Origin of the sequence: Agromyces sp. PvR057 (assembly GCF_040547485.1) — a bacterium.
In the GTDB taxonomy this organism is placed as follows: Bacteria; Actinomycetota; Actinomycetes; order Actinomycetales; family Microbacteriaceae; genus Agromyces.
This window is the reverse complement of the sequence record NZ_JBEPPT010000003.1, coordinates 271,126-293,612: the sequence shown is the minus strand read 5'-3', so window position 1 is coordinate 293,612 and position 22,487 is coordinate 271,126. Positions and strand designations below refer to the sequence as shown.

19 protein-coding genes and 1 pseudogene are annotated in these 22,487 nt (G+C 69.5%); 4 read left to right on the top strand and 16 right to left on the bottom strand.

Translation table 11 applies throughout. The annotated features are described in order from the left end of the window. Nucleotides 1-15: 15 nt before the first annotated feature. The 9 genes from ABIC29_RS14005 to ABIC29_RS13965 form a co-directional block, all read right to left on the bottom strand. The gene (locus ABIC29_RS14005; RefSeq protein ID WP_354246252.1) at nucleotides 16-954 is read right to left on the bottom strand and encodes a GNAT family N-acetyltransferase; all 939 of its coding nucleotides are present in this window, start codon (nucleotides 952-954) and stop codon (nucleotides 16-18) included. Further along, nucleotides 951-1,859, bottom strand: a complete 909-nt coding sequence (locus ABIC29_RS14000; protein WP_147309093.1) for a Gfo/Idh/MocA family protein — start codon at nucleotides 1,857-1,859, stop codon at nucleotides 951-953. Before ABIC29_RS14000 ends, ABIC29_RS14005 begins: the two co-directional genes overlap by 4 nt. Then, nucleotides 1,856-2,860, bottom strand: a complete 1,005-nt coding sequence (locus ABIC29_RS13995) for a hydroxyacid dehydrogenase (RefSeq protein WP_354246248.1) — start codon at nucleotides 2,858-2,860, stop codon at nucleotides 1,856-1,858. Before ABIC29_RS13995 ends, ABIC29_RS14000 begins: the two co-directional genes overlap by 4 nt. Further along, nucleotides 2,848-3,900: a dihydrodipicolinate synthase family protein gene (locus tag ABIC29_RS13990; protein WP_116080177.1), complete on the bottom strand. Its 1,053-nt coding sequence runs from the start codon at nucleotides 3,898-3,900 to the stop codon at nucleotides 2,848-2,850. The genes ABIC29_RS13995 and ABIC29_RS13990 overlap by 13 nt, the downstream gene beginning before the upstream one ends. Further along, nucleotides 3,900-4,922 carry an NAD-dependent epimerase/dehydratase family protein gene (locus ABIC29_RS13985; RefSeq protein ID WP_116080176.1) on the bottom strand — a complete coding sequence of 341 codons (1,023 nt, stop codon included), beginning with the start codon at nucleotides 4,920-4,922 and terminating at the stop codon, nucleotides 3,900-3,902. The genes ABIC29_RS13990 and ABIC29_RS13985 overlap by 1 nt, the downstream gene beginning before the upstream one ends. 63 nt (nucleotides 4,923-4,985) lie before the next feature. Then, nucleotides 4,986-5,849, bottom strand: a complete 864-nt coding sequence (locus tag ABIC29_RS13980) for a carbohydrate ABC transporter permease (protein ID WP_502915491.1) — start codon at nucleotides 5,847-5,849, stop codon at nucleotides 4,986-4,988. A gap of 5 nt (nucleotides 5,850-5,854) precedes the next feature. Then, the gene (locus ABIC29_RS13975) at nucleotides 5,855-6,805 is read right to left on the bottom strand and encodes a carbohydrate ABC transporter permease (protein WP_354246243.1); all 951 of its coding nucleotides are present in this window, start codon (nucleotides 6,803-6,805) and stop codon (nucleotides 5,855-5,857) included. Between the two features lie 56 nt (nucleotides 6,806-6,861). Further along, a complete protein-coding gene (locus ABIC29_RS13970; protein WP_354246241.1) occupies nucleotides 6,862-8,067 on the bottom strand; it encodes an extracellular solute-binding protein in 1,206 nt (401 codons plus the stop codon). An 83-nt stretch (nucleotides 8,068-8,150) separates the two neighbouring features. Beyond that, nucleotides 8,151-9,422: a Gfo/Idh/MocA family protein gene (locus ABIC29_RS13965; protein WP_116080172.1), complete on the bottom strand. Its 1,272-nt coding sequence runs from the start codon at nucleotides 9,420-9,422 to the stop codon at nucleotides 8,151-8,153. A 230-nt stretch (nucleotides 9,423-9,652) separates the two neighbouring features. On the opposite strand from ABIC29_RS13965, the gene ABIC29_RS13960 reads away from it, so the two are divergent. Further along, nucleotides 9,653-10,324, top strand: coding sequence for a GntR family transcriptional regulator (locus ABIC29_RS13960; protein ID WP_354246238.1), 672 nt, complete (start codon nucleotides 9,653-9,655; stop codon nucleotides 10,322-10,324). A gap of 52 nt (nucleotides 10,325-10,376) precedes the next feature. Here ABIC29_RS13960 and ABIC29_RS13955 read toward each other — a convergent pair whose 3' ends face one another. Then, nucleotides 10,377-12,587, bottom strand: a complete 2,211-nt coding sequence (locus ABIC29_RS13955; protein WP_354246235.1) for a peptidase C14 — start codon at nucleotides 12,585-12,587, stop codon at nucleotides 10,377-10,379. Between the two features lie 61 nt (nucleotides 12,588-12,648). Continuing rightward, nucleotides 12,649-14,736, bottom strand: coding sequence for a peptidase C14 (locus ABIC29_RS13950; RefSeq protein WP_354246232.1), 2,088 nt, complete (start codon nucleotides 14,734-14,736; stop codon nucleotides 12,649-12,651). A 270-nt stretch (nucleotides 14,737-15,006) separates the two neighbouring features. Here ABIC29_RS13950 and ABIC29_RS13945 point away from each other — a divergent pair. Next, nucleotides 15,007-15,177, top strand: a pseudogene (locus tag ABIC29_RS13945) (endonuclease NucS domain-containing protein); the annotation flags it as partial. On the opposite strand, the gene ABIC29_RS13940 reads toward ABIC29_RS13945, so the two are convergent. Beyond that, on the bottom strand, nucleotides 15,174-15,518 hold the full coding sequence (locus tag ABIC29_RS13940) for a hypothetical protein (protein ID WP_354246229.1): 345 nt from the start codon (nucleotides 15,516-15,518) through the stop codon (nucleotides 15,174-15,176). The pseudogene ABIC29_RS13945 and the gene ABIC29_RS13940 sit on opposite strands and share 4 nt — an antisense overlap. 95 nt (nucleotides 15,519-15,613) lie before the next feature. Between ABIC29_RS13940 and ABIC29_RS13935 the strand changes: the two genes are divergently transcribed. Both ABIC29_RS13935 and ABIC29_RS13930 read left to right on the top strand, forming a co-directional pair. Then, nucleotides 15,614-16,300 carry an HAD hydrolase-like protein gene (locus ABIC29_RS13935; RefSeq protein WP_354246227.1) on the top strand — a complete coding sequence of 229 codons (687 nt, stop codon included), beginning with the start codon at nucleotides 15,614-15,616 and terminating at the stop codon, nucleotides 16,298-16,300. Nucleotides 16,301-16,587: 287 nt separating this feature from the next. Next, nucleotides 16,588-19,362, top strand: coding sequence for an immune inhibitor A domain-containing protein (locus tag ABIC29_RS13930; protein ID WP_354246224.1), 2,775 nt, complete (start codon nucleotides 16,588-16,590; stop codon nucleotides 19,360-19,362). 107 nt (nucleotides 19,363-19,469) lie between these two features. Here the strand turns inward: ABIC29_RS13930 and ABIC29_RS13925 are convergent, their stop codons facing one another. The 4 genes from ABIC29_RS13925 to ABIC29_RS13910 all read right to left on the bottom strand — a co-directional run bounded on the left by ABIC29_RS13925 (nucleotide 19,470) and on the right by ABIC29_RS13910 (nucleotide 22,478). Further along, a complete protein-coding gene (locus ABIC29_RS13925) occupies nucleotides 19,470-20,114 on the bottom strand; it encodes a TetR/AcrR family transcriptional regulator (RefSeq protein WP_354246221.1) in 645 nt (214 codons plus the stop codon). A 101-nt stretch (nucleotides 20,115-20,215) separates the two neighbouring features. Then, nucleotides 20,216-20,578: a putative quinol monooxygenase gene (locus ABIC29_RS13920; RefSeq protein ID WP_116080167.1), complete on the bottom strand. Its 363-nt coding sequence runs from the start codon at nucleotides 20,576-20,578 to the stop codon at nucleotides 20,216-20,218. Next, nucleotides 20,575-21,483 carry an ATP-binding cassette domain-containing protein gene (locus tag ABIC29_RS13915; RefSeq protein WP_116080166.1) on the bottom strand — a complete coding sequence of 303 codons (909 nt, stop codon included), beginning with the start codon at nucleotides 21,481-21,483 and terminating at the stop codon, nucleotides 20,575-20,577. Before ABIC29_RS13915 ends, ABIC29_RS13920 begins: the two co-directional genes overlap by 4 nt. Further along, nucleotides 21,480-22,478, bottom strand: a complete 999-nt coding sequence (locus tag ABIC29_RS13910; RefSeq protein WP_055860453.1) for an ABC transporter permease — start codon at nucleotides 22,476-22,478, stop codon at nucleotides 21,480-21,482. The genes ABIC29_RS13915 and ABIC29_RS13910 overlap by 4 nt, the downstream gene beginning before the upstream one ends. Nucleotides 22,479-22,487: the final 9 nt, after the last annotated feature.

The window sequence follows — 22,487 nt, the reverse complement described above, 5'->3', positions numbered from 1 at the left end:
CGTGCGGAGCTCGGCTCACAGGTAGTCCCCGGTCCAGTGGAAGGCGTCGGGATGCCGACAGGTTCCAGACGGGTCGACCGCGAGCGGACGGAACATGGCCGTCTCGTCGGGGATCCACTCGGCGGCGGGGACGACCGAGTGGAGCGCTGCCGACACCTCCGGCGCATCGGGCAACGCGAGTTCGACGACCGCCCCCGAGTGGCGCGCGAGGCCTCGACCGAGCACCGCGGCGAGGTCGGCCGACGCACCGGCTCCTGCTCCCGCCCATCCCGCCTCGAGCACCGACGCCGGAGCATCCGCCGCCGACGCCCGCACGATGGCATACGCGAGGATCGCACCATCGGCCGCTCGCGCGGTCACGAGATCGGCGCCCTCGAACCACAGGCGAGCCCGTCGCCACCCCAGGTCGGAACGCAGGGCGCTCATCGGATGCCGCGCGCTCACGTGCTCGTGCATCGGCCCCAGTTCGGCCAGGTCGGCGGTGACGACGGGCTCCGTCTCCACCCCGGGCGTGCGAGCATACGGAGACGATGGTGCGACCGTCCCACGCCGCAACCGCCGCTGGGAGAACCGCGTGTAGCCCGCCCCGCGATACACGCCGGGCGTTCCCGTGAAGAGCAGGGCCCAATGCACGCCGGCGTCGAGCGCATCCGCCGCGATGCGGTCCATCATCGAGCGGGCCAGACCGAGACCGCGAGCGGAAGGCGCGACCGCGACATCCGCGATGCCGAGCACTCGGTGCACGGCGCCGCCGACGGCACGGAGCTGCTGCGCGAGCCCGTAGACGCTGCCGACGACCTCACCGTCGCGCACCGCGACGATCGTTCGAGCGTGCCGATCGGGGTCGAGCGACCACTGCGGCAGCATGATCGGCGCGTCGAACGCCTGTGCCCAGAGCGCCGCGAGACCCGGCTCGTCGCCGATCCTCGCGCGGCGGAGCTCCGCGGCGCTCACGCTGCCGCACCCCGTGCGAGCTCCGCCGCGCGGATCGTGGTCGCGAGCACACGTCGTGATCGGTGCCACGGCACCGCGACCTCGTCCCCGGCCGCGAGGGCGAGGACGCGCGCCGCGAGGCCGCGGTAGCCGAGCTGGGTGGCGAGGTCCCCGACCGTGAGCTCCGCCTCGACCGTGCCGGAACCGATCATCACCGACACGGCATAGGAGTCGGGGCCGGGCAGGCCGGAGATCTCGGCGACCACCGGCACCCCGCCCGTGGTTGCACCGTGCACGATCGCGATGTCCTCCGACCTGGTCGGGCTGCCGGGTCTGCGACGCGTCACCCCCGCGTCGAGGACGATCTCGTCGTCGAGCAGCACGTCGAGCATCTCCCAGGCGTGCACCCCGATGTTCACGAGCGTGCCGCCGGCCCCCTTCGGATCGTCCTGCCACGCGCGCGGGGCGGTCGTGAATCCCATGAGATCGTGCTGGGCGCGCACGCGGACGGCCAGCACCTCCTCGCCCGCCAGGCGCGAAGCGAGGCCCATCAGGCGCGGCGCGAACCGCAGCACCGAACTCGTGAACCCCCGTGCCGCGGGCATCACCGCGTCGAGCGCACCGAGCTGGACGTGCGACGCGGCCGCGACCTTGTTGACGAAGAACGGCACCGTGCTGCTCGCGAGGACCTCCACGACCTCGGCGACCCGCGGGGTGCGCGGGGTCGCGATCACGAGATCGGGCTGCGTGTCGAGCAGCGACCCCAGGTCGCGCGCGACCGGCACGGAGAACTCGCGGGCGAACTCTGCGGCGAGCGCGTGGTCGTCGAGGTCCCACACGCCGGAGATCTCCGCACCGAGCTCGCGAAGGTTCCGGGCGTCGCTGAACGGGTGGGAATGGGCCGCACCGGCGAAGACGACCCTCATGCCATGCGGTCGAGATCGGTCGCCGTCACCGCGTGCCGCAGTGGAAGCCCGTCGAGGAGACGTTCGACCTCGTCGACCACCAGCGCCCCTTGCCGAAGCCGACCCTCCCGGGTGCCCGCGGCCTTGTGCGGCGTGAGGAGCACGTTCGGCAGCGCGCGGAACGGGTGCGCGACCGGCAGCGGCTCGTCATCGAACACGTCGATCGCAGCGTCGATGCGGCCGGTGCGGAGCTCCGCGACGAGCGCCGCCTCATCGACCATCCAGGAGCGCGCCGTATTGACGAACCCCGCACCGTCCGGCATCGCGGCGAACTCGCGCGCACCCAGCAGGTGCCGGGTCTCCGGCAGTGACGGGGCGTGCAGCGCGACGATGCGCGATCGCCGCAGCAGATCTTCGAGCGAGACGTGCTCCGCACCGAGCCGCCGTGCTCCGGCCTCGTCGAGCGTGGGGTCGGCCAGCAGCACCCGCCCCCCGAGGAGCCGGACGAGATCCAGGTAGGCGCGGCCCGTGCGCGACGCGCCGATCACGCCGATCGGCGCGTCGAGCAGTTCGTGCTGGGCCGGCGCGCGCTCGGCCACGGCCCAGTCGGCACCCGCGTGCATGGCATGGTCGAACTGCGGCATCCGATGCAGCAGCGACAACGTGAAGCCGAGCGCGACCTCGGCGACCGAGCGCGCCATCGCGGCGCCCGCCTGCGTGACGCGGATGCCACGGGCGAACAGCTCGTCGGTCGCGAAGGGCTTCACGCTCGCACCGGTGTGGGCGACGAGCCGCAGCGCGGGCAGACGGTCGAGCGCGGCCGCATCGAGCGGGCCGAGCCCCCAACTCGTGATGAGCACCTCGATCGAGGCGGCATCGATCGAGGAGCCGAGGGCTTCCTCGAGCGTCGAGACGAACACCGTTCCCCGCGCATCCAACGCGGCCCGCGACGCCGCGGCGAAGAACTCCCGACGGAGCCCCTCGCCGACCACCGCGAGCACGCGAGGCGTCACGACAGCCATGCGTCCCGATGCTCGGCCACGAATGCGTCGTCGCTCAGGTACGGGTATCGAGCCCGAGCGAGTTCGATCTCGTGCGACTGGCCCGGCGAGAGCGACTCGGCGGGATCGAGGCACCACGTGCCCTCGAACAGGCCCTGCTGTCGAAGCACCTCGTGCACGCCGGCGATCACGCCGCGGAAGTCGTGAGACGGGTCGAACACGGCCGCATTGAAATCGGTGAGGTCGTTCGCCATGCCGACCAGTCTGCTCCTGGCCTCGTCGTCGCCGGCACGTGCGCGATGCGCGAGTTCGAGCAGCCCGACGGCGGCCCTCGTGCCGACGGCCCATTGACCGAGCAGGCCGCCGACGAACCGCATCGGCGCCGCCTCCGGAACCAGGTGGTACTCGCCGAGCAGGTCGGCGACGATCGCGTCATCGTTGCCGGTGTAGAGCGCGACGTCGCCGGCGCGGGAGGACTCGGCGACGCCGCGCACGAGCTCCAGCGTGCGATACCGATCGAACGGTGCGGCCTTCACGGCGACGACCGCCTCGATGTCAGCGAAGGCGCGCCAGAACTCGCGCGAGAGCACTGGTCCCCCGATCGCCGACTGCAGGTAGAAGCCGATGACGGGCAGCACCTCGCCCACGGCGCGAGCGCGCTCGAGGAGCTCCGCCTCGGTCGCGCCGGGCAACCGTGGGCTGACGAGCGCGGCGTGGTAGCCCAGTCCACGAGCGATCTCGGCTTCGGCGACGGCCTGCGCGGTCGGACCGACCACGCCCGCGACACGCAGCATCGGCCGCGAGATCTCCCGGTCGAGCACATCGGCCGCGAGCGCGAGCACCGGCTCGAAGAGCCCGTGCTGCGGCTCCCTGATCTCGAACTGCGTGGTGTGCACCGCAACGGCCACGCCTCCGGCGCCCGCGTCGGCGTAGTACCTGGTGAGCGCGCGCTGGCGACGCTCGTCGAGCCGTCGATCGGCGTCGAGCGCGAGGGGATGGGCCGGAATCACGGTTCCGCGGCGGAGGAGCGCCGCGAGTTCGGCAGGAAGGGCGGCGGTCATCAGAACCTGCCGTCCCGAACGGCCCACTTCGTGGGCTTGCCAGAGGTGGGCAGACCCTGGCGCAGCCACTCCGCCTGCCACTCGATGAGGGTGTTCGCCGAGACATCCGGGTAGCCGAAGAGCTCGAACGAGCGCGCCGCGTCGTTCAGGAGCGCCGTGGGGGCCGGCTCGTCGACGAGCTCGAGCTCACGACCGAGCACTGCGGCGAAGCGGCGTGCGATCTTCTCGACGCTCAGGGTCTCCGGCCCCGTGAGATTGAGCGTGAAGACCTCGTTCGACGCGTGACCGAGCGAACGGAGCACGACCTCGTTGGCGTACCCCTGCCAGACGACGTTGACGTTGCCGGTCGCCACGGAGACGGGATCGCCGGCGAGGACCGCCGACCCGATGTCCGCGAGAACCCCGTAGCGCAGGTCGACGGCGTAGTTCAGGCGCACGATCGACACGGGGGTTCCGCGGGTCACGGCGCCGAACTCGAAGACCCGCTCCCGGCCGAGGCACGACATGGCGTACTCGCCGAGCGGCGCGGGCGCCACGGACTCGTCGGCGCCTCCGCTGGCGGCGGACACGAACGGATACACGTTGCCGGTCGACATGGCCGAGATCGCGCTGTCGCGATAGCGCCGGGCGACCCGATCGGGCAGCGCCGCGTTGACCTCCCACGCCCACGAGCCGTTGGTCGCCGCCCCGAACTTCGCGCCGACCATGAAGATCACGTTCGGCGCATCGGGCAGCCCCGCGAGGTCGTCGTCGCCGAGCAGGTCGAAGGCGATCGTGCGGACTCCGGATGCCTCGAGCCGCTCGCGCGCGTCCGGGTCCGAGTATCGCGAGACGGCGAACACCTGGTCGCCCTCACGCCCCGCCGCGTCGAGGCCCTTGCGGGCGAGCACGGAGAGGGTGGGGCCCATCTTGCCCCCCGCGCCGAGGATGACGAGATCACCCGACCCCCGTGCGAGGTCGGCGACGAGCCCGTCGCTCGGCGCAGTGAGTCGCGCCTCGAGTTCGGCTTCGGAGGAGAACATGGTTGCCTTTCTGATCACGCGGTCGCGAGAATGCGGGTCGCTTCGAACCCGGGAGCCGGGCCGTCAGCCCTTGATGCCGGATGTCGCGACGCCCTCCTGCACGTACCGCTGCGCGAGCAGGTATGCGAAGAAGATCGGGACGAGAGCGACGACCGAGCCGGCGAGCATGACGCTGAGTGGGACGTTCTGCTGCTGAAGCGACGAGATGCCGACGGTCAGCGTCCACATGTTCGAGCTCTTCGCCATGATCAACGGCCAGAGGAAGTCGTTCCAGTGCCAGAGGAAGACGAAGATGCCCAGCGTCGCGAGCACCGGCTTGCACAGCGGCAGCACGATCGTGAAGAAGATGCGCAGCTCGCTCGCGCCGTCGATGCGCGCTGCCTCGAAGAGCTCGTCGGGCAGCCCCTGGATGAACTGGCGCATCAGGAACACCGCCTGCGCGTTCGCGAGCGTCGGCAGGATCAGGCCCCAGTAGGTGTCGACGCCGCCGAGCTTCGCGAGCACGATGAACGTCGGGATGAGGGTGACGTGGAACGGCACCATCACCATCGCGAGGAACGACCAGAACATCACCTCCTTGCCGGCGAAGCGCTTCTTCGCGAAGGCGTACCCCGCCATCGCCGAGAGCAGCAGCACCGCCGCGACGCTGACGATCGAGTAGATGAGCGTGTTCCCGAGCCAGACGAGCACGTTCTGTCCGCCGAGGACCTGCTCGTACGATTCGGTCGACAGGTTCCACGGCATGAGGCTCGACGGGAACTCGACCGCGAGGCCGGGCTTCAGGCTGAGCACGACCATGGCGTAGAACGGGAAGAAGCACGCGATCGCCGCGATGCCGAGACCGATCCAACGCAGCAGCACGCCGACCGGCGTCGGCTCGAGCGCGAGGTAGGAGCGGCGGCGAAGACCCAGTCGGGTGGTGGTCACCTGTGTCATTTGTCCCTCCCGACGAGACGGCGCTGGATGAGCGCGACCACGAGGGTCATGACGAAGAGCGTCACGCCGATCGCAGCGGCATAGCCGTAGTCGAAGTACTTGAAGCCCTGGTCGTAGAGCATGTAGACGAGCGAGTAGCTCGCGTGGGCCGGGCCGCCCTGGGTCATCACGTAGACGAGGTCGAACACCTGGAACGAAGCGGTGGTCTCGATCACGAGGAGGAAGAACAACGTCGGCTTCAGGTGCGGGAGCACGATGTACCGGAAGCGGTGCCATGCGCCGGCGCCGTCCATGAGGGCGGCCTCCTCGAGCTCGCGCGGTACGTCCTGCAGCGCGGCGATGACGATGAGCATGCCGTAGCCGAATCGCGACCAGATGCCGACGATGACCAGGGCCGGAACGACCAGCACCGGTGAGTTGAGCCACGACTCGTCGAGACCGAAGGGCGTCATCAACTGCGACCACGGCCCGTCGGTCGAGAAGATCCACTTGAAGATCGCGCCGGCCAGCACGAGCGAGGTGATGACCGGGAGGAAGAAGACCGAACGGAAGAAGCGTGAGCCGCGGAAGCCGCGCCGGACGCCCAGCGCCATGACCACCGACAGCGCGACGGAGAGCGGCACCGCGAGCAGCGAGTACAGGAGCGTGACGCCCAGCGCGTTCCAGAACACGGGGTCGCCGACCATGCGCTCGAAGTTCGCGACGCCCTCCCATTCGAGCAGGCCCGAGATGTCGTAGTCGAAGAAGCTGAGCCCGACGCCTGCGATCGCGGGCCCGAATCGGAAGGCGAGGAAGAGGAGGAACGCCGGCAACGCGAAGAAGAACCCGATTCGCGCCTCGCGCCGTTCGAGCACGCGCTTGGCGAGGTTCCGCTTGGATCGCGGCGGCTCGCCGTCCGATCGGGGGCGAGGCGGTTCGAGCATCGCCGTGGAACCGGTGGTTGTCATCTGGGCCTCCTCGGGTGCGGTGGGGCGGCATTCCGCCGCCCCACCGCGTGGTGCGACTACTTCAGCAGGGGCGCGGCGGATGCTGCGGCATCCTCGAGCGCCTGCTTCGGGGTCTTCGTGCCGAGGAGCGCGGCCTGGATCTCGGGGGCGAGCACACCCATGACCTCACGCGAACTCGGGAAGAGCTCCCCGACGGTGCTCGTCGGCACGATCGCCTCGATGGCACCCTGGATCGGGTCGTCCGCGTACAGCTCGCCGGTCGACTTCAACGGCGAGAAGTAGTTCGCGGCGAGATCGTACGCGACGACGTTCTCCGCGTTGGTCGCGTACGCGGCGAATGCTCCGGCGGCCTCCTTGTGCGACGATCCCTTCATCATCGCGAGCGACCCCACGGTGCCGTAGGAGACGGATTCCTCGTTCTCGAGCGGCGGCTTGATGACGATGGCGTCCTCACCCCAGAAGGCGCTGACATCGGCGGGCGCCGACTGCCAGGTGCAGGCGACCTGATCGGTCGCGATCGCGGTCTGCTCGAGCGACGGGAAGGTCGAGATCAGGTCGGGCTCGATGTAGCCGTTCTTCGCCATGTCGGTGATGTAGGTGAGCGCTTCGACGCCGGCCTCGCTGTCGAAGGCGACCTCGCTGCCGTCCTCGTTGAAGACGGAACCGCCCGCCTGCCAGAGCAGGGGGTAGAAGGTCATGTTGAGGGTCACCTCGGGGGCCGCGAAGTACTGCGTCGCGTAGATGCCCTTCTCCTTCAGCGCGGGGGCGATGTCCATCAGGTCGTCCCACGTGGACGGGTACTCGGTGAGCCCGGCCGCATCGAACGCGTTCTTGTCGCACATGAGCGCGTTGGCGCTCGTGAGCAGCGGCGCGCCCATGAGCTGGCCGTCGATCGTGATCGAGTCGACGACGTTGTCGAGGATGTCGTCCTTCTGCTCGGCGGGCAGGTACTCGTCCATCGGCTCGATCGAGTTCTGGTAGGTCGACAGCTGGTCGGGGATGAGGTAGACGAGGTCGGGTGCCTTGTTGGCCGCGATCGCGGTGGCGAGCGATTCGTCGCGGTTCGCCCACGGGTAGATCTCGTACTTGACGGTCACGTTCTCGTGGTCGGCTTCGTAGGCCTTCACGATGCCGTCCCAGTAGTCGCGATGCGACGCCTCGTCTGCGATGACGGGGTAGATCCACATCGTGACCGTCTGCTCGCCGGAGTCGGCCGAACCGCTGCTGCAACCGACGAGGGTCATCGCTGCGACAGCGGCCATGGCGCTGCCTGCCAGCAATCTCTTGTGACGCATGGTGCTCCTTCGGTGAATGCGGCTGACGCCGCGCTGTGTGGGTTGGTGGATCAGTACCGCGGAACCTCGACGATCCGCCCCTCGTGGCGTGAGCGTTCCGCCGCGAACACGGTGAGGTGGCTGTCGAGTGATTCCAGGGGCCCGGACCGGATGAACGACCGGTCCCCTGTTGCGACGGCCGCGACGAAGGCGTTCATCACGCCGCCGTCACCGCCGCCGTGGTCTCCTCCGGCGTTGGCCGCGCCGGTCGGGCCGACCTGGTGCACGACGGCCTCGCCGGTGCGGAAATCGACCACTCTCGCCGACTCGCCGTCACCGTCGAGCACGCCATGCGAGCCGAAGATCTGGGTGCGACGATGCGTCTGCTCCGAGAAAGCCGTCATGGTGAACGTTCCGGCCGTGCCGTCGTCGAAGGTGAACGCGACGACCTGGTTGTCGACCACGTCGTTGTCGGCGTCGTAGGCGCAGATGCCGTACGGGCCGGTGCGGAGCGCCTCGATGACGCCGGCCTCGGTGCCCTCATCCGTGATGACGGTGACCGGCCACACGTCGCCCTCCTCGCGCACGGTCTTCAGGTAGAGCTTCTGCGCGGCATAGGGGCAACTCGTCGCCAGGGCGCAGTCGAGGCAGCGGTCGGCTGCGCCGGCCGGCTTGTTCTCGGGGCGGAAGTGCTGGAGCGATCCGAAACTCGCGACCTTCGCGATGCGCTTGCCCGTGACGTACCTGATCCAGTCGATGTCGTGGCTCGACTTGGCGAGCAGCATCGGCGCGGCCAGGTCTTCGCGGCGCCACGGGCCGCGAACGTAGGAATGGGCCATGTGCCACCAGCCCACGGGCTCGAGGTGCTGCACGTTGATGACCTCGCCGAGGACGCCGCTGTCGATGATGGACTTCACGAGGTCCGTGTACGGCATGTACCGCATGACATGGCAGACCCCGAAGATGACCCCGGTCCGCGTGATCGCCTCGACGATCCGCCGACTCTCGACCTCCGTCGGCGCGAGCGGCTTCTCCATGAGGATCGCGTAGCCGCGTTCCGCGAGCGCGACGGCGGGTTCGACATGCTGGCGGTCCTGCGTCGCGATGATCACGGCGTCTGCGATGCGCTCGTCGAGGGCGGCGATCTCCCGCCAGTCGGCGTACTGCGCCACCTCGGGGTCGCCGGCCGAGACGACGTCCCGCTGGTGGGAACGAGGGTCCGCGACGGCGACGAGCCGCGCGCGGTCGGGGTTCGCGTGCACCCACCTCGTGTACGACTGCCCGCGGTTGCCGGCGCCGACGAGCGCGATGCGCACCGGTTCGGTCTTCGTCGTGGCCTTCATCTCGCCGCTCTTCCTGTCGGGAGCCGATCCGTGAGGGACTGACTCCGCGACGTTCATTTCGCTATAGCATGTAGCAAAGCTACGGTGATGTCCACCCCCGGCCGAACTCCACGGCGTCCCCCGATGACGTGGTATCGCCGTGGCAACGGTCCCCGTAGTGTCATTCCCTATAGCTTGTAGCAAAGATCGAGCGGACCCGGCACGCCGGTGCCCGACGCAGAAGGAGTTCCATGATGTTGGGCAACGTGTCCGACCAGAACATCGCCGACCGGGTCGCCGACGAACTGCGTGCGGCGATCCAATCCGGCGAACTGGAACCCGGCGAGCGCCTCGTCGAACGAAAGCTCGCCGAGCGGCTGGGTGTCAGCCACATCCCGGTCCGCGAGGCTCTCGCGAAGCTCGCGGAGGAACGGCTCGTCGAGCGGCAGCCGCGCCGCGGCGCGCGTGTCGCGGCGCTGACCGGTGAGGAGCTCGCCGAGATCTCGAGCCTGCGCATCGTGCTGGAGCAATTCGTCTGCCAGCGCGTCCAAGAACGCTGGAGCGGCCGTTCGGAGGCGAAGCTGCGGCGCATCGTCGCGTCGATGATCGAAGCGGCCGAGCGGGGTGAAGGCGACCGGATGTTCGCGCTGGACCGCAAGTTCCACGAGCAACTCTGGGAACTGGCCGAACATCACCTGCTGATGGACATGACCTCGCAACTCCGCGGCAGGATCAACGGGTTCCTCCGCGCGACGAACAACGCCCTCGAGCCTGCGGACCGCATCGCGCACGCCCAGGCGCACGCCGAGATCATCGATGCGATCGCGAGCGGCGACCTCGAGCTCGCCCGCTCCACGATGGCGAAGCACGTCGAGATCGCCGCTGCCCGCATCAGGATCGGGGTCGCCCCGCCCTCGGCCTGACGAACGCGCCCCGGTGGGCGCGTTCGTCGTGGCGACGACGGGGTCCGCAGCGTCACACGATGGCGTTGCCGGTCACGACGATGCGATCGGATTCCTCGGGGAATTCGGCGCGCTTCACGCCGGCCTCGACGCACCCGGTCTGCACGAGGGTCGAACCGTCTCCGAACGCCGCCGCCGCCAACGCCAGTCGCCCGCCCGCGAATCGCACGCCGACCGCACGATACGTGTTGACACCGCCGTCGAGCGCGACGAGCGTGCCGTCGGCGGCATCGGTCTCGAGCGTGCTGTCCGCGAGAAGGAGCGACAGCTGCCCGCTTCCCGCACGGCGCACCTGCGCACCGGCCGCCCCGGCGCCGTCGAGGCGAGATCCCGCGACCACGGCGATCTCCTGACCCTCGCCCGTCTGCGCGACGAACGAGATCCCGCGGGCGGTACTGCCGGCGAAGCGCACATCCCGCGACGCGACGACCACGTCGGCGGCGGCATCCGCTCCGGTGAGCCTGCACCCGTCGAAGACGAGGCCGCCGGCGCCGAGGAACTTCTGTCCGCTCATGCCATCGAAGACGACGTCGCGGAACGTCACCGTCTCGGTCACCGTCGCGTTCGTGACGTCGTTCGCCGCGGTGAACCGGAAGCGCGATCCCTCGATCACGGTGGGTCGCAGAGACGCATCGCTCGACTGCGTGATGAGGAACGTCCCGTCGGCGCTGCAGCCGCGCAACTGCGCCCCGTCGGCGTTGATCCAGAGCATGCCCGAGCCCGCCAGCGAGGCCTTGCCGATCACCTGGACGTCCTCGAGCGTGAGGTCGGTGATGCGGACGCGCGCGACGAACCACGAGCAGACGTGCTTGCGCACCGTGATCCGCTTGGCCGCAGACCCCCACGCCGCACCCGAGTTGGCGAAGGTCATCAGGCCCGAATTGCCTGTATAGGTGAGGTCGTGCTCGTACTGACCATGCGTGACGAACGGGCCCTCGTCATCACCGTCGCCGTGACAGTTCTCGACGAGCGAGTAGGCACTCGCGGTGAAGTCGTTCAGGTGGCGTGCGTTGGAGGTGTGGCAGTTGGCGACGTACCCGTAGAGGCAGTAGATCTGCTGCGTGAGATAGCCGGCACCGCCCCAGGTCACCGAGGTGGGGTTCGTCAGCGAACATCCGACCGTCTCGTAGTAGCTGTTCCACCGACGCATGACCACCGGCCAGAAGCTCCCGACGGCGTGGACATCGCGCACGTCGCAGTGCACGGCGTACTCGAACGCGAGCGGATGCGACCCGGTGAACTCGTCGGTTCCGGTGCCGAGGAAGCGGAGGTTCTCGACGCGCACCCGATCAACGGGCTCGATCTTCGTCCAGGTGATCTGACGGCCCGCGGCGAGCGGCCAGCCGATCTTGTAGTCCACGCGGATGTGGGTGCCGTCGATGATCCTGGTCACCCGCACGAGCCGCTGCAGCTCCCGCTCCCACCGACCGCTCAAGGCGTTCACCTCGGTCGCGTACCAACCGCCGACCTCGAAGAACGATGCGTCTCCGACCTCGAACACATCAGCCAGGTCGGGCATGTCCGCGCTGAGATTCGCCACGTGCACCCGATCGGTGCGGGTGCCGGTGAAGGAGAGCACCGCCGCGAACGGGTCGTCCTTCCCGGCGTTCTCGATTCCGTCGGTGGTCATCAGGTGGCCGCCGAAGTCGAAGTCGAGATTCGAGCGGGTGAGCTTGTGCCTGCGCACGAAGTTGAGGTCGCTGCGCGCGATGATCCTTCGAACGGCGGGATCGTTGACCATGGCGTCGAGCGCGTCGTCGGCCGGTACCGCCGCGTCGAGGATCCCGAAGTGATGGAAACCGACGACGCCGTCGTGCTGCAGCAGCCACGCGGTGCCGGCGGCACCCGCGACGATCGTGCCGCCGTTCGCCGCGGCATCCGACGTCTTGACGCCCCGGTACGAGAGGCCCGCGACATCGCCGGGGGCGTGGTAGCCGAGCACCTCGCGCAGCTCACCCGTCTTCGCCTTCTCGCCGGCGAGATCGACCACCGTGTCGACGACCTCGGGCTTGATGCCGAGTGCGGCGGCGGCGGCGACCGGTGCCGCCTGCGCCGGCTGGGCGGCACCGACGGCCGCGATGCCGCCGATGACGGATGCCCCGAGGCCGAGCAGGACGCTGCGGCGGGCGCTGCCCTGGGCCGCCGACTCGACGGGCGGAATCGCCTCGTCCGTCGCGGGATTCGTCTCGGATCCACGGAAGTGGCGTGAGGCGCGGTGGCTCATGGTGTGTTCCTTTCGACTGCGTACTGATCGATGGATCGTTGGATCGATGGAGGCGAGACGGTCACCTGACGATGCCGGGGCCGTAGACGAACCGATCCGATTCGTCGGGAAGCGAACGGGTCACGCCCTGCTCGACCGTGCCGTTCACGAGGAGCGTCGACGGCGACGCTCCCCCGCCGTCGGCGACGTCGAGCCGCCCGCCGCGGAACCGGGTGCCGGTGATGCGCACGTGGTTCTCTCCTCGCACCATCCGGAGCAGTGCGGTATCAGGGGTTCCGGCGACGTACTCGCCGCCGTCGAGTTCGAGGCTCACGACCCCCGGCCCCTCCCCACGGGACACGACCGCGCCGTCCGGGCGGGATGCCTCGGCGTGCACGCCCGCGAGGACGACCGATTGGTCGCGCACCGCGCTCGCCTCGATGCCGACGCCCCGCAACGTCCCCCCGCGAATGACGAGCGTCGCCGATCCGATGCCGAACGGAGCAGCACCCTCCGGCGACTCGAGGGCGCAGTCCACGAACTCGAGACGCCCCGAGCCTCGCGCCTGGGTGCCGTCGATGCCCGTGATCGTGGTGCGCACGAAGTGCACGGTGTTCGCGACCGGAGTCTGCACGAGCACCTGGTCCTTCGGGAGAGCGAAGGAGCAGTCCTCGATCACCGTCGGCCGCGTGGATCGACTGCTCCGCTGCCCGATCGCGAGAAGCCCCGCGCTGCACCCCCTCACCTGGGCTCCGTCGGCGTTCACGGTGAGCGTGGCGCTCTGATCGAAGGTCGACCGCGGCACCACCCGCACGTTCTCGAGCGTGAGGTCGGTGATCTTCGTGCCGGCGACGAACCACGAGCAGACGTGGTCCCGTACTGTGATGCGCTTGGCGCTCGTCCCCCACTGGGCGCCCGAGTTTGCGATGTCCATGAGCCCGGAGCAGCCCTGGAACACCAGGTCGTGCTCGTACTGCCCGTGCGTCGTGAACGGGTTGCCGCCCTGGTCGTCGCCATCGCCGTGACAGTTCTCGACCATCGAGTGGGCACTCGCCGTGAAGTCGTTCAGGTGCCGCGCGTTCGAGCTCGCACAGTCCCGTACATGGCCGTACAGGCAGGCGATCTGCTGCGTGAGGTACCCGGCACCGCCGTAGAACACCGTCGGCGGATTGACGAGGGAGCACCGCTCCGTGATGTACGAGGTGTTCCAACGGCGCATGATCACCGGCCACCAGGTCCGACTCGCGTGGATGTCGCTGACGTCGCAGTGCACCGCATACTCGAACGCGACGGGATGCGAGCCCGAGAGCTCACGGGGATCCGGAAACGACCCGTCCGTGGGTCCGGTGTAGGGCCCGGCACCGAGGAAGCGCATGTTGCGGATGCGGACGCGCTCGACCGGTTCGACCGAACGCCACCGCAGCCGGCGGCCCGCATCGATCGTCCAGCCGTTCAGGTAGTCGATGCGAACGTGCGTGGCGTCGACCTGCTGCGTGATGCGCACGAAGCGCTGGAGCTCTCGCTCGTCGCTCCCGCTGACCTCATCGCTCGAGAGCGTCCACCAACTGTCGACCGGGAACGCGGCGGCATCGGGGACTCGCACCGCGTCGGTCAACTCTGCGAACGGCTCGTCGAGCGCGTAGTCGATCGTCGCGTTCGCCGGCGTGCCGGTGAAGAACATCACTGCGCCGAACGGATTGTCATGGCTGTTCGCCTCGATGCCCTCCGTGGTCACCAGGTGGCCGCCGAAGTCGAGCTCGAGGTTCGACCGGGTGAAGACGTGGCGCCTGACGAAGTTGACCGGGGTATGCGCCTCGATGCGATGAACGCTCGGATCGCCCACGAGCGCGTCGAGCGCATCGTCGGCCGGGGTGGCCGCATCGAGCACGCCGAAATGGTGGAAGGCGATCACGCCGTCGTGCTGGAGCATCCATCTGCTTCCGTGGCTTCCCGCGATGACGGTTCCACCGTTCGCGGCGGGCCCGTCTCGACGGATGCCGCGGTAGACCAGCCCGCGGACATCACCGGGAGCGTGGTAGCCGAGCACCGCAACCACGTCGCCGTCGCCGGCGCGCCGCCGGGTGAGCTCGAGCACGGTCTCGGCGACCTGCACGCCGTCGCCGGCGGGGGCGGCCGACGCCGATTCGCCCGTACCGAGCGATCCGGCCACAATCGCACTGCCGGCGACGGCGGCACCCAGGCCGATCAGGAGTCCCCGCCGGCCTGTCGTCCCCGGCTCCGTCGCCTCCTCGGCGACCTCGGGGCGGCGCGAACCTCGACTCGGGCTGGAACGGCGAGCGGGAAATGCTGGCATGGGCTTCCTCGACCTCGATCTCTTGGTGACGTTTCGCTATAGCATGTAGCAAACGTGCTGAGCTGTCCAGCATCGAGACCTGCCGTTCCACCCGAGGACGATTCACACTCGGGCACCCCGAAGCCCCTCGATCCCATGAACCGAGACCCGCTGCTCGCGCCCGTCGCCGGCGTGTTCGCAGCCCAGGAGATCAAGCCGCAGGCGCGCACGCTCGCCGAGGACCGCGGCATCCGCTGCGTCGTGCTCGACTCCGACGCGATGCGCGGACTCGACGACAGCGACTCGCGCCTGTTCTAGCCCTGCATTCCGGCCTGGTTCTCGGCATTCGGAGGCACGGGCGGGGCGTCGCGGAAGCGCTCGGGCATCACCTTCGCGGGTCGTCGGCGCTCCTGCGCGAGCGGCCGCACGCCGCCCTCCAGGAACTGCATCGCCGCGAACGCGGTGATCTTGTCGAGGATGAGCCTCGCCTTCAGCGGCAGATCGTGATCCACGCGCCAGTGGTCGCCCGCCCAGACCCAGAGCGACGGGAGGTCCGAGTCGGCGATCAGCATCGCGCGATCGGCGAGCTCGTCCTCACCGTACGTCCACAGCGCGGCGGCCGCCTGCTCGGCGGAGAAGATGACCCGTGTCCGTCCCACAGGGCCGAGTCTGGCAGAGCCGAAGCGCGCGCACGCGGATGCCACCCGAGTGAAACCTGAGTGTCACTCGGATTGTCGGGCCTTAGGATGACACCGTGATCTCCCCCAGCCACACCAACGCTTTGGCGCCCACCCGTACCTGGGCCGCCGTCCTGTTCGACCTCGACGGCACCATCGTCGACTCCGCCGCCGACATCACGGCCTCGCTCGCGCACATGTTCGCCGAGCTCGGCCTCGAGGTGCCACCCGCCGACGAGCTCCTCGCCTACGTTGGTCCGCCGCTGCTCGACAGCCTGCGCCTCATGGGCGGCTTCGACGACGACGGAGCCGAGCGGGCCCTCGAGACCTACCGGGCCGACTACGCGAACCGCCTGTTGCACTCCCCCGTCTTCCCCGGCGTGGCCGGCGTGCTCGAGCGCCTGCACGCCGCCGGCGTCCCGATCGCGCTCGCGACCTCGAAGCCCGAGAGCATGGCGAACGCCGTGCTCGAGAACGCCGACCTCGCCCGCTACTTCACGGTCATCGCGGGCGCGAGCGACGACGAGACCCGCAGCACGAAGGCGGATGTCGTCGCCGAGGCGCTGCGTCGCCTGCAGGCCGTCGGCATCGACACCTCGAACTCGGTGATGGTCGGCGACCGCGGGTACGACACCCTCGGCGCCTCGGCCAACGGCGTGCCGACGATCCTCGTGGAGTGGGGCTACGGCTCCCCCGCCGAGGCCGACGGCGCCCTCGCCGTCGTGCACTCGGCAGACCAGCTGCGCGGGCTGCTCCTCGGCTGAGGCCGACGGGGCGCACGCCGGTCGTCGCGACATCCGTCATTTCGCCGCTGTTCGCGAAACGGATGTGCGCATCGTGACCATACGGCGCGCACGATCGACATCACAGCGCCTTCTGCGCAAATATTCTGCGAATCCATAGGTTCGGGGTTTACCCCCCGAACTGGTCACAGCTAGATTCCCCAGTACGTCCGCCTACCGACGGACGACGTCGCGACCCGGGATCCCCCGCCGGTCGCATCGAGGGGAGAAGAATGTCTGGAATCTCCACGCGTGCGAAAAAGCGCGCGGTGGCGATCGTTCCGGTCATCGCGCTCGCGGCCGCCACATTGGCGGCAACGGGAGTGGTCGGTTCGTCCGCTGCAGCAGCACCATACGAGGCGCCGATCATCGGCGACTCGGAGTACTACATGAATTACGTCGAGCCGCGCGCCGAGGCCGCGTTCGGCGTGGATCGGACGGTCGACGAAGGAGTCACTGCGCAGGAGCAGCAGGCCGCCCTGGTCAAGGCCGACGCGCTCGAGCGCAAGTTCACGGCGGGCAACCCGGTCGCAGCGGCGGGACTCGCCAAGCTCGAGTCGAAGTCGCTCAAGAGCGGCAAGAGCCCGAAGTGGCTGAAGAGCCTGTACAAGTCGGCCAAGGAGACCCAGACCGCGAAGCTGCTGACGATCCTCGTCGAGTTCGACGAGAACGCGGCCGACGACTTCAGCGGCGTCCAGGTGCCGACGGCGTTCGGCGCCACCGACTGCAAGCCGGGTGATGTGCAGAGCGGACCGCTCCACAACAACCTCCCCGACCCGGCCGACCTGTCGAACCTCGACAACAACTCGATGTGGGTGCCCGACTTCTCGCCGAAGCACTACAACGACATGCTCTTCTCGAAGAAGGGCATCACCGAACGCGTGCGCAAGGACCTCACCGGCCCCGATGGCAAGAAGGGCATCGACATCTCGGGCTACACGATGAAGGCGATGTACGAGGAGATGTCGCAGGGCGCCTACACCGTGACCGGCACGGCGACCCCGTGGGTCACGGTGCCGCACTCCGAGGCGTACTACGGCGCGAGCGTCTGCCACCTGAACGACGAAGGCGTCTACGAGGCCGGCGCGATCCAGGACATGCAGGGCCACCCCGACAACCCGCTCGGAGCCGGCCAGCTGCCCATCGACGCGGTCGCGGCGCTCGCTGCCGCGCAGCCGGACTTCCCCTGGGCCGACTACGACATCGAGGACCAGGGCGACCGTGACGGCGACGGCGACTACAACGAGCCCGACGGCGTGATCGACCACGTCGTGCTCGTGCACGCCGGAGCCGACAAGTCCGGTGGCGGCGGCGACGAGGGCACCTACGCCATCTGGGCCCACTCCTCCGCTGTCGCAGGCGGCGCCGCCATCCCCGGCACCGACCTCAAGCTGTCGAACTACATCGTGCAGCCCGAGGACTCGGGCGTCGGCGTGTTCGCGCACGAGTACGGCCACGACCTCGGCCTGCCCGACCTCTACGACACCTCGAACGTCGGCGACTCCGACATCGACTTCTGGGACCTCATGTCGTCCGGCTCGCACGCCGGACCCATCTTCCAGTCGATGCCGACGCACATGGGCCTCTGGGACAAGTGGGTGCTCGGCTGGGCCGACCCGCTCGTCGTGAACCCCGGCGACAAGGCGAAGTCGGTGCTGGTCGGCCAGAACTCGCGCCCGCTCAAGGGCACGCAGGACGGCGTGAAGATCAACCTGCCCGACAAGATCCAGACGCTCACCACGCCGCACAGCGGCGCGAACGCCTGGTACACGGGCGCCGACCAGGACTGGGGCGACATCCGGATCTCCCGTGACATCGACGTGCCCGCGGGCGCGGCCGACGCGAAGTTCTGGATGTGGAACGACTACGTCATCGAGGAGGACTGGGACTACGGCTTCGTCGAGATCTCGACCGACGGCGGAACGACGTGGACCGACCAGAAGGTGTTCGCCGAAGACGGCACCGAGGTCACCACGCCCGACGGCTATCCCGACCCCAACGGCAACCTCGCCACGTTCGGCGGCAAGACGTACGGCCTCACCGGCTCGTCCGACGGCTGGCGCCACGACTACATCGATGTGTCCGCCTACGCGGGCAAGTCGATCGGCGTACGCCTGCGGCTCGCGACCGACGCGGCCTACCAGGATCGCGGATGGTTCGCCGATGACTTCGCGGTGACCGGCAACGGCTCGGCCACGTGGACCGACGACGTCGAGAGCGGCGAGAACGGCTGGACCAAGACGGTCGCCTCGTGGGCCGGCACCACCGGACCGGGCTGGCGCATCGACTCCGGCACCTCGACCAAGGCGCAGTACTACATGGTCGAGTGGCGCAACTTCGACGGGTTCGACGAAGGCCTGAAGTACGCCTACGACACGGTGTACCAGACCGACGAGGGCGCGTGGAAGGTCGACAAGATCAAGTACAACGCCCCCGGCGCGCTGGTCTGGTACCGCGACACCACCTACGGTGACACGAACCACGTGCAGTCCAACCTCACGGCCCTGCCGAGCGGTGGAGCGAAGGGCGGCCTGTTGATCGTCGACAGCCACTTCGACCCGCTGCGACGCACGGGTGCCGCGGCCACGGTCGACCCGACGACGCTGAAGAACATGCCGTCGAGGGCGCAGTCCTCGAACGCGGCCTTCGGCGTGCAGAAGACGTACCCCTTCAAGGAGTGCATCACCGACGCCGCCCTCACCGAGTACTGCACCGACGTGCCAGCACTGCCCGCGGTGAAGTCCTTCACCGACAAGCAGGGCTGGGCGCCCGGGTTCGAGTTCCGCAACGGCTCGCTGTTCTGGCGCTACGCCAACGGCTCGGCCGTCGTGCCCTCGATCGGCGACGCGCCGTACACGACGCGCATCGTCAACCCCGACGGCACCCCCGCGACCGAGCTGTACGGCGAGGACCTCGGGTTCACCGTGCTCGGCACGGGCAACCCGGCCGACTCGGGTGTCGCCTACGGCACGGGCGTCGACGTGCAGCTCCCGCTGCTCGGCAACCGCGCCGCACTCCTGAAGATCACCGCCCCGCAGGGCTGATCCGAACGGATGCCACGACGAGGCGTCGGCCCTTCGGGGTCGGCGCCTCGTCGCGTGTCAGGAGGCGCGCGTCTGCCGGTCGCAGTGGCCGGTCGAGGAGCGAAGCGCTACTCGGCGGGCGTCGCCGCGGGCGCGAGGCCGAGGCCGTCGAGCAGGCGATCCAGGTTCGCGGCGAACGGGTCGGGCTCGGCGAGCAGTGCGGCCGCCTCGGTGAGCGGATGCTGGGTGGCCTCGATCCAGAGTGCCGCGGGCGCATCCGCGGCGTCGGCGTCGGCGCCCGCCGCAGCGGCATCCAGCGTGATCGCGCCGAGCACGGCGGCCCGCACCGCGGCTGAGGCGCGTGCGGCGTCGGCCAGCGGCATCCCCTCGCCCGTGAAGCCCTCGAGCAGGGTCTCGCTGAAGGTCAGCGCATGCCGGCCGTCGAGCGGGCCGCTGGCCACGAGCACGATCGCGCCCGGGTGGTCGGCGAACCGGGCTCGCAGGTCTGCCGCGAGCCGTTGCACGCGCGTGCGCCACGGCACGGACGGGTCGGATGCCGCGGCGAGGTCGAGCCCCGAGAACACCTGCTCGACCATGGCCCGCTGCAGCGCGTTCTTCGACGTGAAGTACGTGTACATCGCCGTGGGCGTCAGGCCGAGGCGCGCGGCGACCCCGCGGATCGAGACGGCGTCGCCGCCCTTCTCCTCGAAGATCTCGAATGCGGCGTCGACGATGTCGGCCTGGCTGATGCTGCGCCTGGGTCCGGGCTTCATGCGGTGGTGCTCCTCGGGGTCGCGACAACGCTACCCGCCCGGTGGCTCGGAGGCGGCGCGCGGCCGACGCGCCCCTCCGAGACGGCGGGCCTGCGGAGCGATCAGTCCCGCGCGAGGAACGTGAGCACCGAGCCGTCCTCGACGATGAGCGGGCCGAGCGCCGCGTTGAAGACCGAGCCGTACGGCGCCGCGAGGTGCGCCGCGAACGCCGCCTCGTCGCGGTAGGCCTCGGTCACGACGAAGCGCGTGCCGATCGGCGCCGGCCCGTGGGCGACGTCGACTCCAGCAGGCGGGGAGACGACGCGGTGCGTGGCGAACTCGAGGCATCCCGGTTCGCGCCGCACGTCGTCGGCGAGCGCGAGGAGGAGGCGCGCGACCTCCTCCTCGCGACCCGATCGAGCCGTGAACTCGGCGATGAGCCGCACGACGTGCTGCGGGTCATCCGCTCGCTCGCCCTCGCTCATTCGGTCGCCGCACCCGTCATGATGGCCACGGCGTCGGTCATCGAGTGGGACTGCGGGGTGATCGTCGCCGCGCGCTTGCCGAGCCGCTGGATGTGGATGCGGTCGGCGACGTCGAAGACGTGCGGCATGTTGTGCGAGATGAGGATGACCGGGATCCCGCGATCCCGGAGCTGACGGATCAGCTCGAGCACCTGGTTCGACTCGCGAACGCCGAGCGCGGCGGTCGGCTCGTCGAGCACGACGACCCGCGATCCGAAGGCCGCGGCACGCGCGACCGCGACCGCCTGGCGCTGACCGCCCGAGAGGTTCTCGACGGGCACGGTGACGTCCTGCAGGGTCGAGATGCCGAGGGCGCGCAGCTCATCGCGGGCACGCTGTCGCATGCCCTTCTGGTCGACGACCCGGAACACCGAGCCGAGGATGCCCTTCTTGCGCAGCTCGCGCCCGAGGAACAGGTTCGAGGCCACGTCGAGGGCCGGCGAGACGGCGAGGTTCTGGTAGACCGTCTCGATGCCGGCATCCCGCGCGTCCTGCGGACGCTTGAAGCTCACCGGCTTCCCCTCGAGCCACATCTCGCCCTCATCGGGGATCTCGGCGCCGGTGAGGCACTTGATGAGCGTCGACTTGCCGGCACCGTTGTCGCCGATGATCGCGAGCACCTCGCCCGGGTACAGCTCGAGGCTCACGCCGTCGAGTCCGACGACCCGGCCGAAGGTCTTCACGAGTCGTCGGGCCCGGAGGATCGGTTCGCGCTCCGCGACGGCGGCGCGAGCGGGTGCGGCGGCGCGAGCGGATGTCGCGTCGGACCCTGGTGCCGTGCCGTCGGCGAGTGCGCCGATGCCCGACGGGCTGCCGGCGGGCGAGGACGGTTCGGGGCGCACCGCGCCCTGGTCTTCGGTGGTCATTTCCGCACCTTCCTGATCCACTGGTCGACGGAGACGGCGACGATGATGAGCACGCCCACGGCGAAGGTCTGCCACAGGACGTCGAGTCCGGCGAGCGAGAGCCCGTTGCGGAAGACCCCGACGATGAGCGCGCCGAGCAGGGTGCCCCAGACGGTGCCGCGACCGCCGAAGAGGCTCGTGCCGCCGATGACGACGGCCGTGATCGAGTCGAGGTTGAGGTCGGCGCCCGCGTTCGGCGAGGCCGCGTTCGTGCGCCCGATCTGGATCCAGGCGCCGAGCGCGAGAATCGCGCCGGCGGCGAGGTAGACGCTCATGAGCACGCGGTTCACGCTGATGCCGGCGAGGCGCGCCGCCTCGGGGTCGTCGCCGACCGCGTACACGTGACGACCCCAGGCCGTCTTCTGCAGGATGAACGCGATCACGACGTAGAGCAGCAGCATCATGAGCACGCCGACCGTGATGTTGACGCCGCCGAGGGCGATCACCGAGCCGGTCCACGTGAGCAGCGGCGGCATCTCGCCGCCGCGCACCGTTGCACCGCTCGAGTAGAGCAGGGTGAGCGCGATGAAGATGTTGAGCGTGCCGAGCGTCACGATGAACGGCGGCAGCTTCAGCCTGGTGACGAGCAGGCCGTTGAGGGCTCCCGCGCCGAGGCCGACGATCAGGCCGAGCAGCAGCCCGATCACGGCCGGCACGCCGAGGTGCACGGTCGTCTGCGCCGTGACCATCGAGCTCAGCACCATGACGGCGCCGACCGAGAGGTCGATGCCGGCCGTGAGGATGATGAGCGTCTGCGCGACGGCGAGGGTGCCGACCACGGCGACCTGCTGCGTGATGAGCGAGAGGTTCGCCGGGTTCAGGAACCGGTCGTTGAGCAGGCCGAAGACGATGATCGACAGGGCGAGCACGATGGCCGGGCTGACTGCCGGGTAGCGATGCAGGGTGTTCCGGATGCGGCTGAGCGGGGTCGTGCGGTCGAGGAACTCCTCGGCCAGGTCGAGCGC

Bases quoted from the DNA above. Each gene is read 5' to 3' on its own strand.
- ABIC29_RS14000 (WP_147309093.1), bottom strand. From the start codon at position 1,859: ATGAGGGTCGTCTTCGCCGGTGCGGCCCATTCCCACCCGTTCAGCGAC.
- ABIC29_RS13995 (WP_354246248.1), bottom strand. From the start codon at position 2,860: ATGGCTGTCGTGACGCCTCGCGTGCTCGCGGTGGTCGGCGAGGGGCTC.
- ABIC29_RS13990 (WP_116080177.1), bottom strand. From the start codon at position 3,900: ATGACCGCCGCCCTTCCTGCCGAACTCGCGGCGCTCCTCCGCCGCGGA.
- ABIC29_RS13985 (WP_116080176.1), bottom strand. From the start codon at position 4,922: ATGTTCTCCTCCGAAGCCGAACTCGAGGCGCGACTCACTGCGCCGAGC.
- ABIC29_RS13975 (WP_354246243.1), bottom strand. From the start codon at position 6,805: ATGACAACCACCGGTTCCACGGCGATGCTCGAACCGCCTCGCCCCCGA.
- ABIC29_RS13970 (WP_354246241.1), bottom strand. From the start codon at position 8,067: ATGGCCGCTGTCGCAGCGATGACCCTCGTCGGTTGCAGCAGCGGTTCG.
- ABIC29_RS13965 (WP_116080172.1), bottom strand. From the start codon at position 9,422: ATGAAGGCCACGACGAAGACCGAACCGGTGCGCATCGCGCTCGTCGGC.
- ABIC29_RS13960 (WP_354246238.1), top strand. From the start codon at position 9,653: ATGATGTTGGGCAACGTGTCCGACCAGAACATCGCCGACCGGGTCGCC.
- ABIC29_RS13955 (WP_354246235.1), bottom strand. From the start codon at position 12,587: ATGAGCCACCGCGCCTCACGCCACTTCCGTGGATCCGAGACGAATCCC.
- ABIC29_RS13925 (WP_354246221.1), bottom strand. From the start codon at position 20,114: ATGAAGCCCGGACCCAGGCGCAGCATCAGCCAGGCCGACATCGTCGAC.
- ABIC29_RS13920 (WP_116080167.1), bottom strand. From the start codon at position 20,578: ATGAGCGAGGGCGAGCGAGCGGATGACCCGCAGCACGTCGTGCGGCTC.
- ABIC29_RS13915 (WP_116080166.1), bottom strand. From the start codon at position 21,483: ATGACCACCGAAGACCAGGGCGCGGTGCGCCCCGAACCGTCCTCGCCC.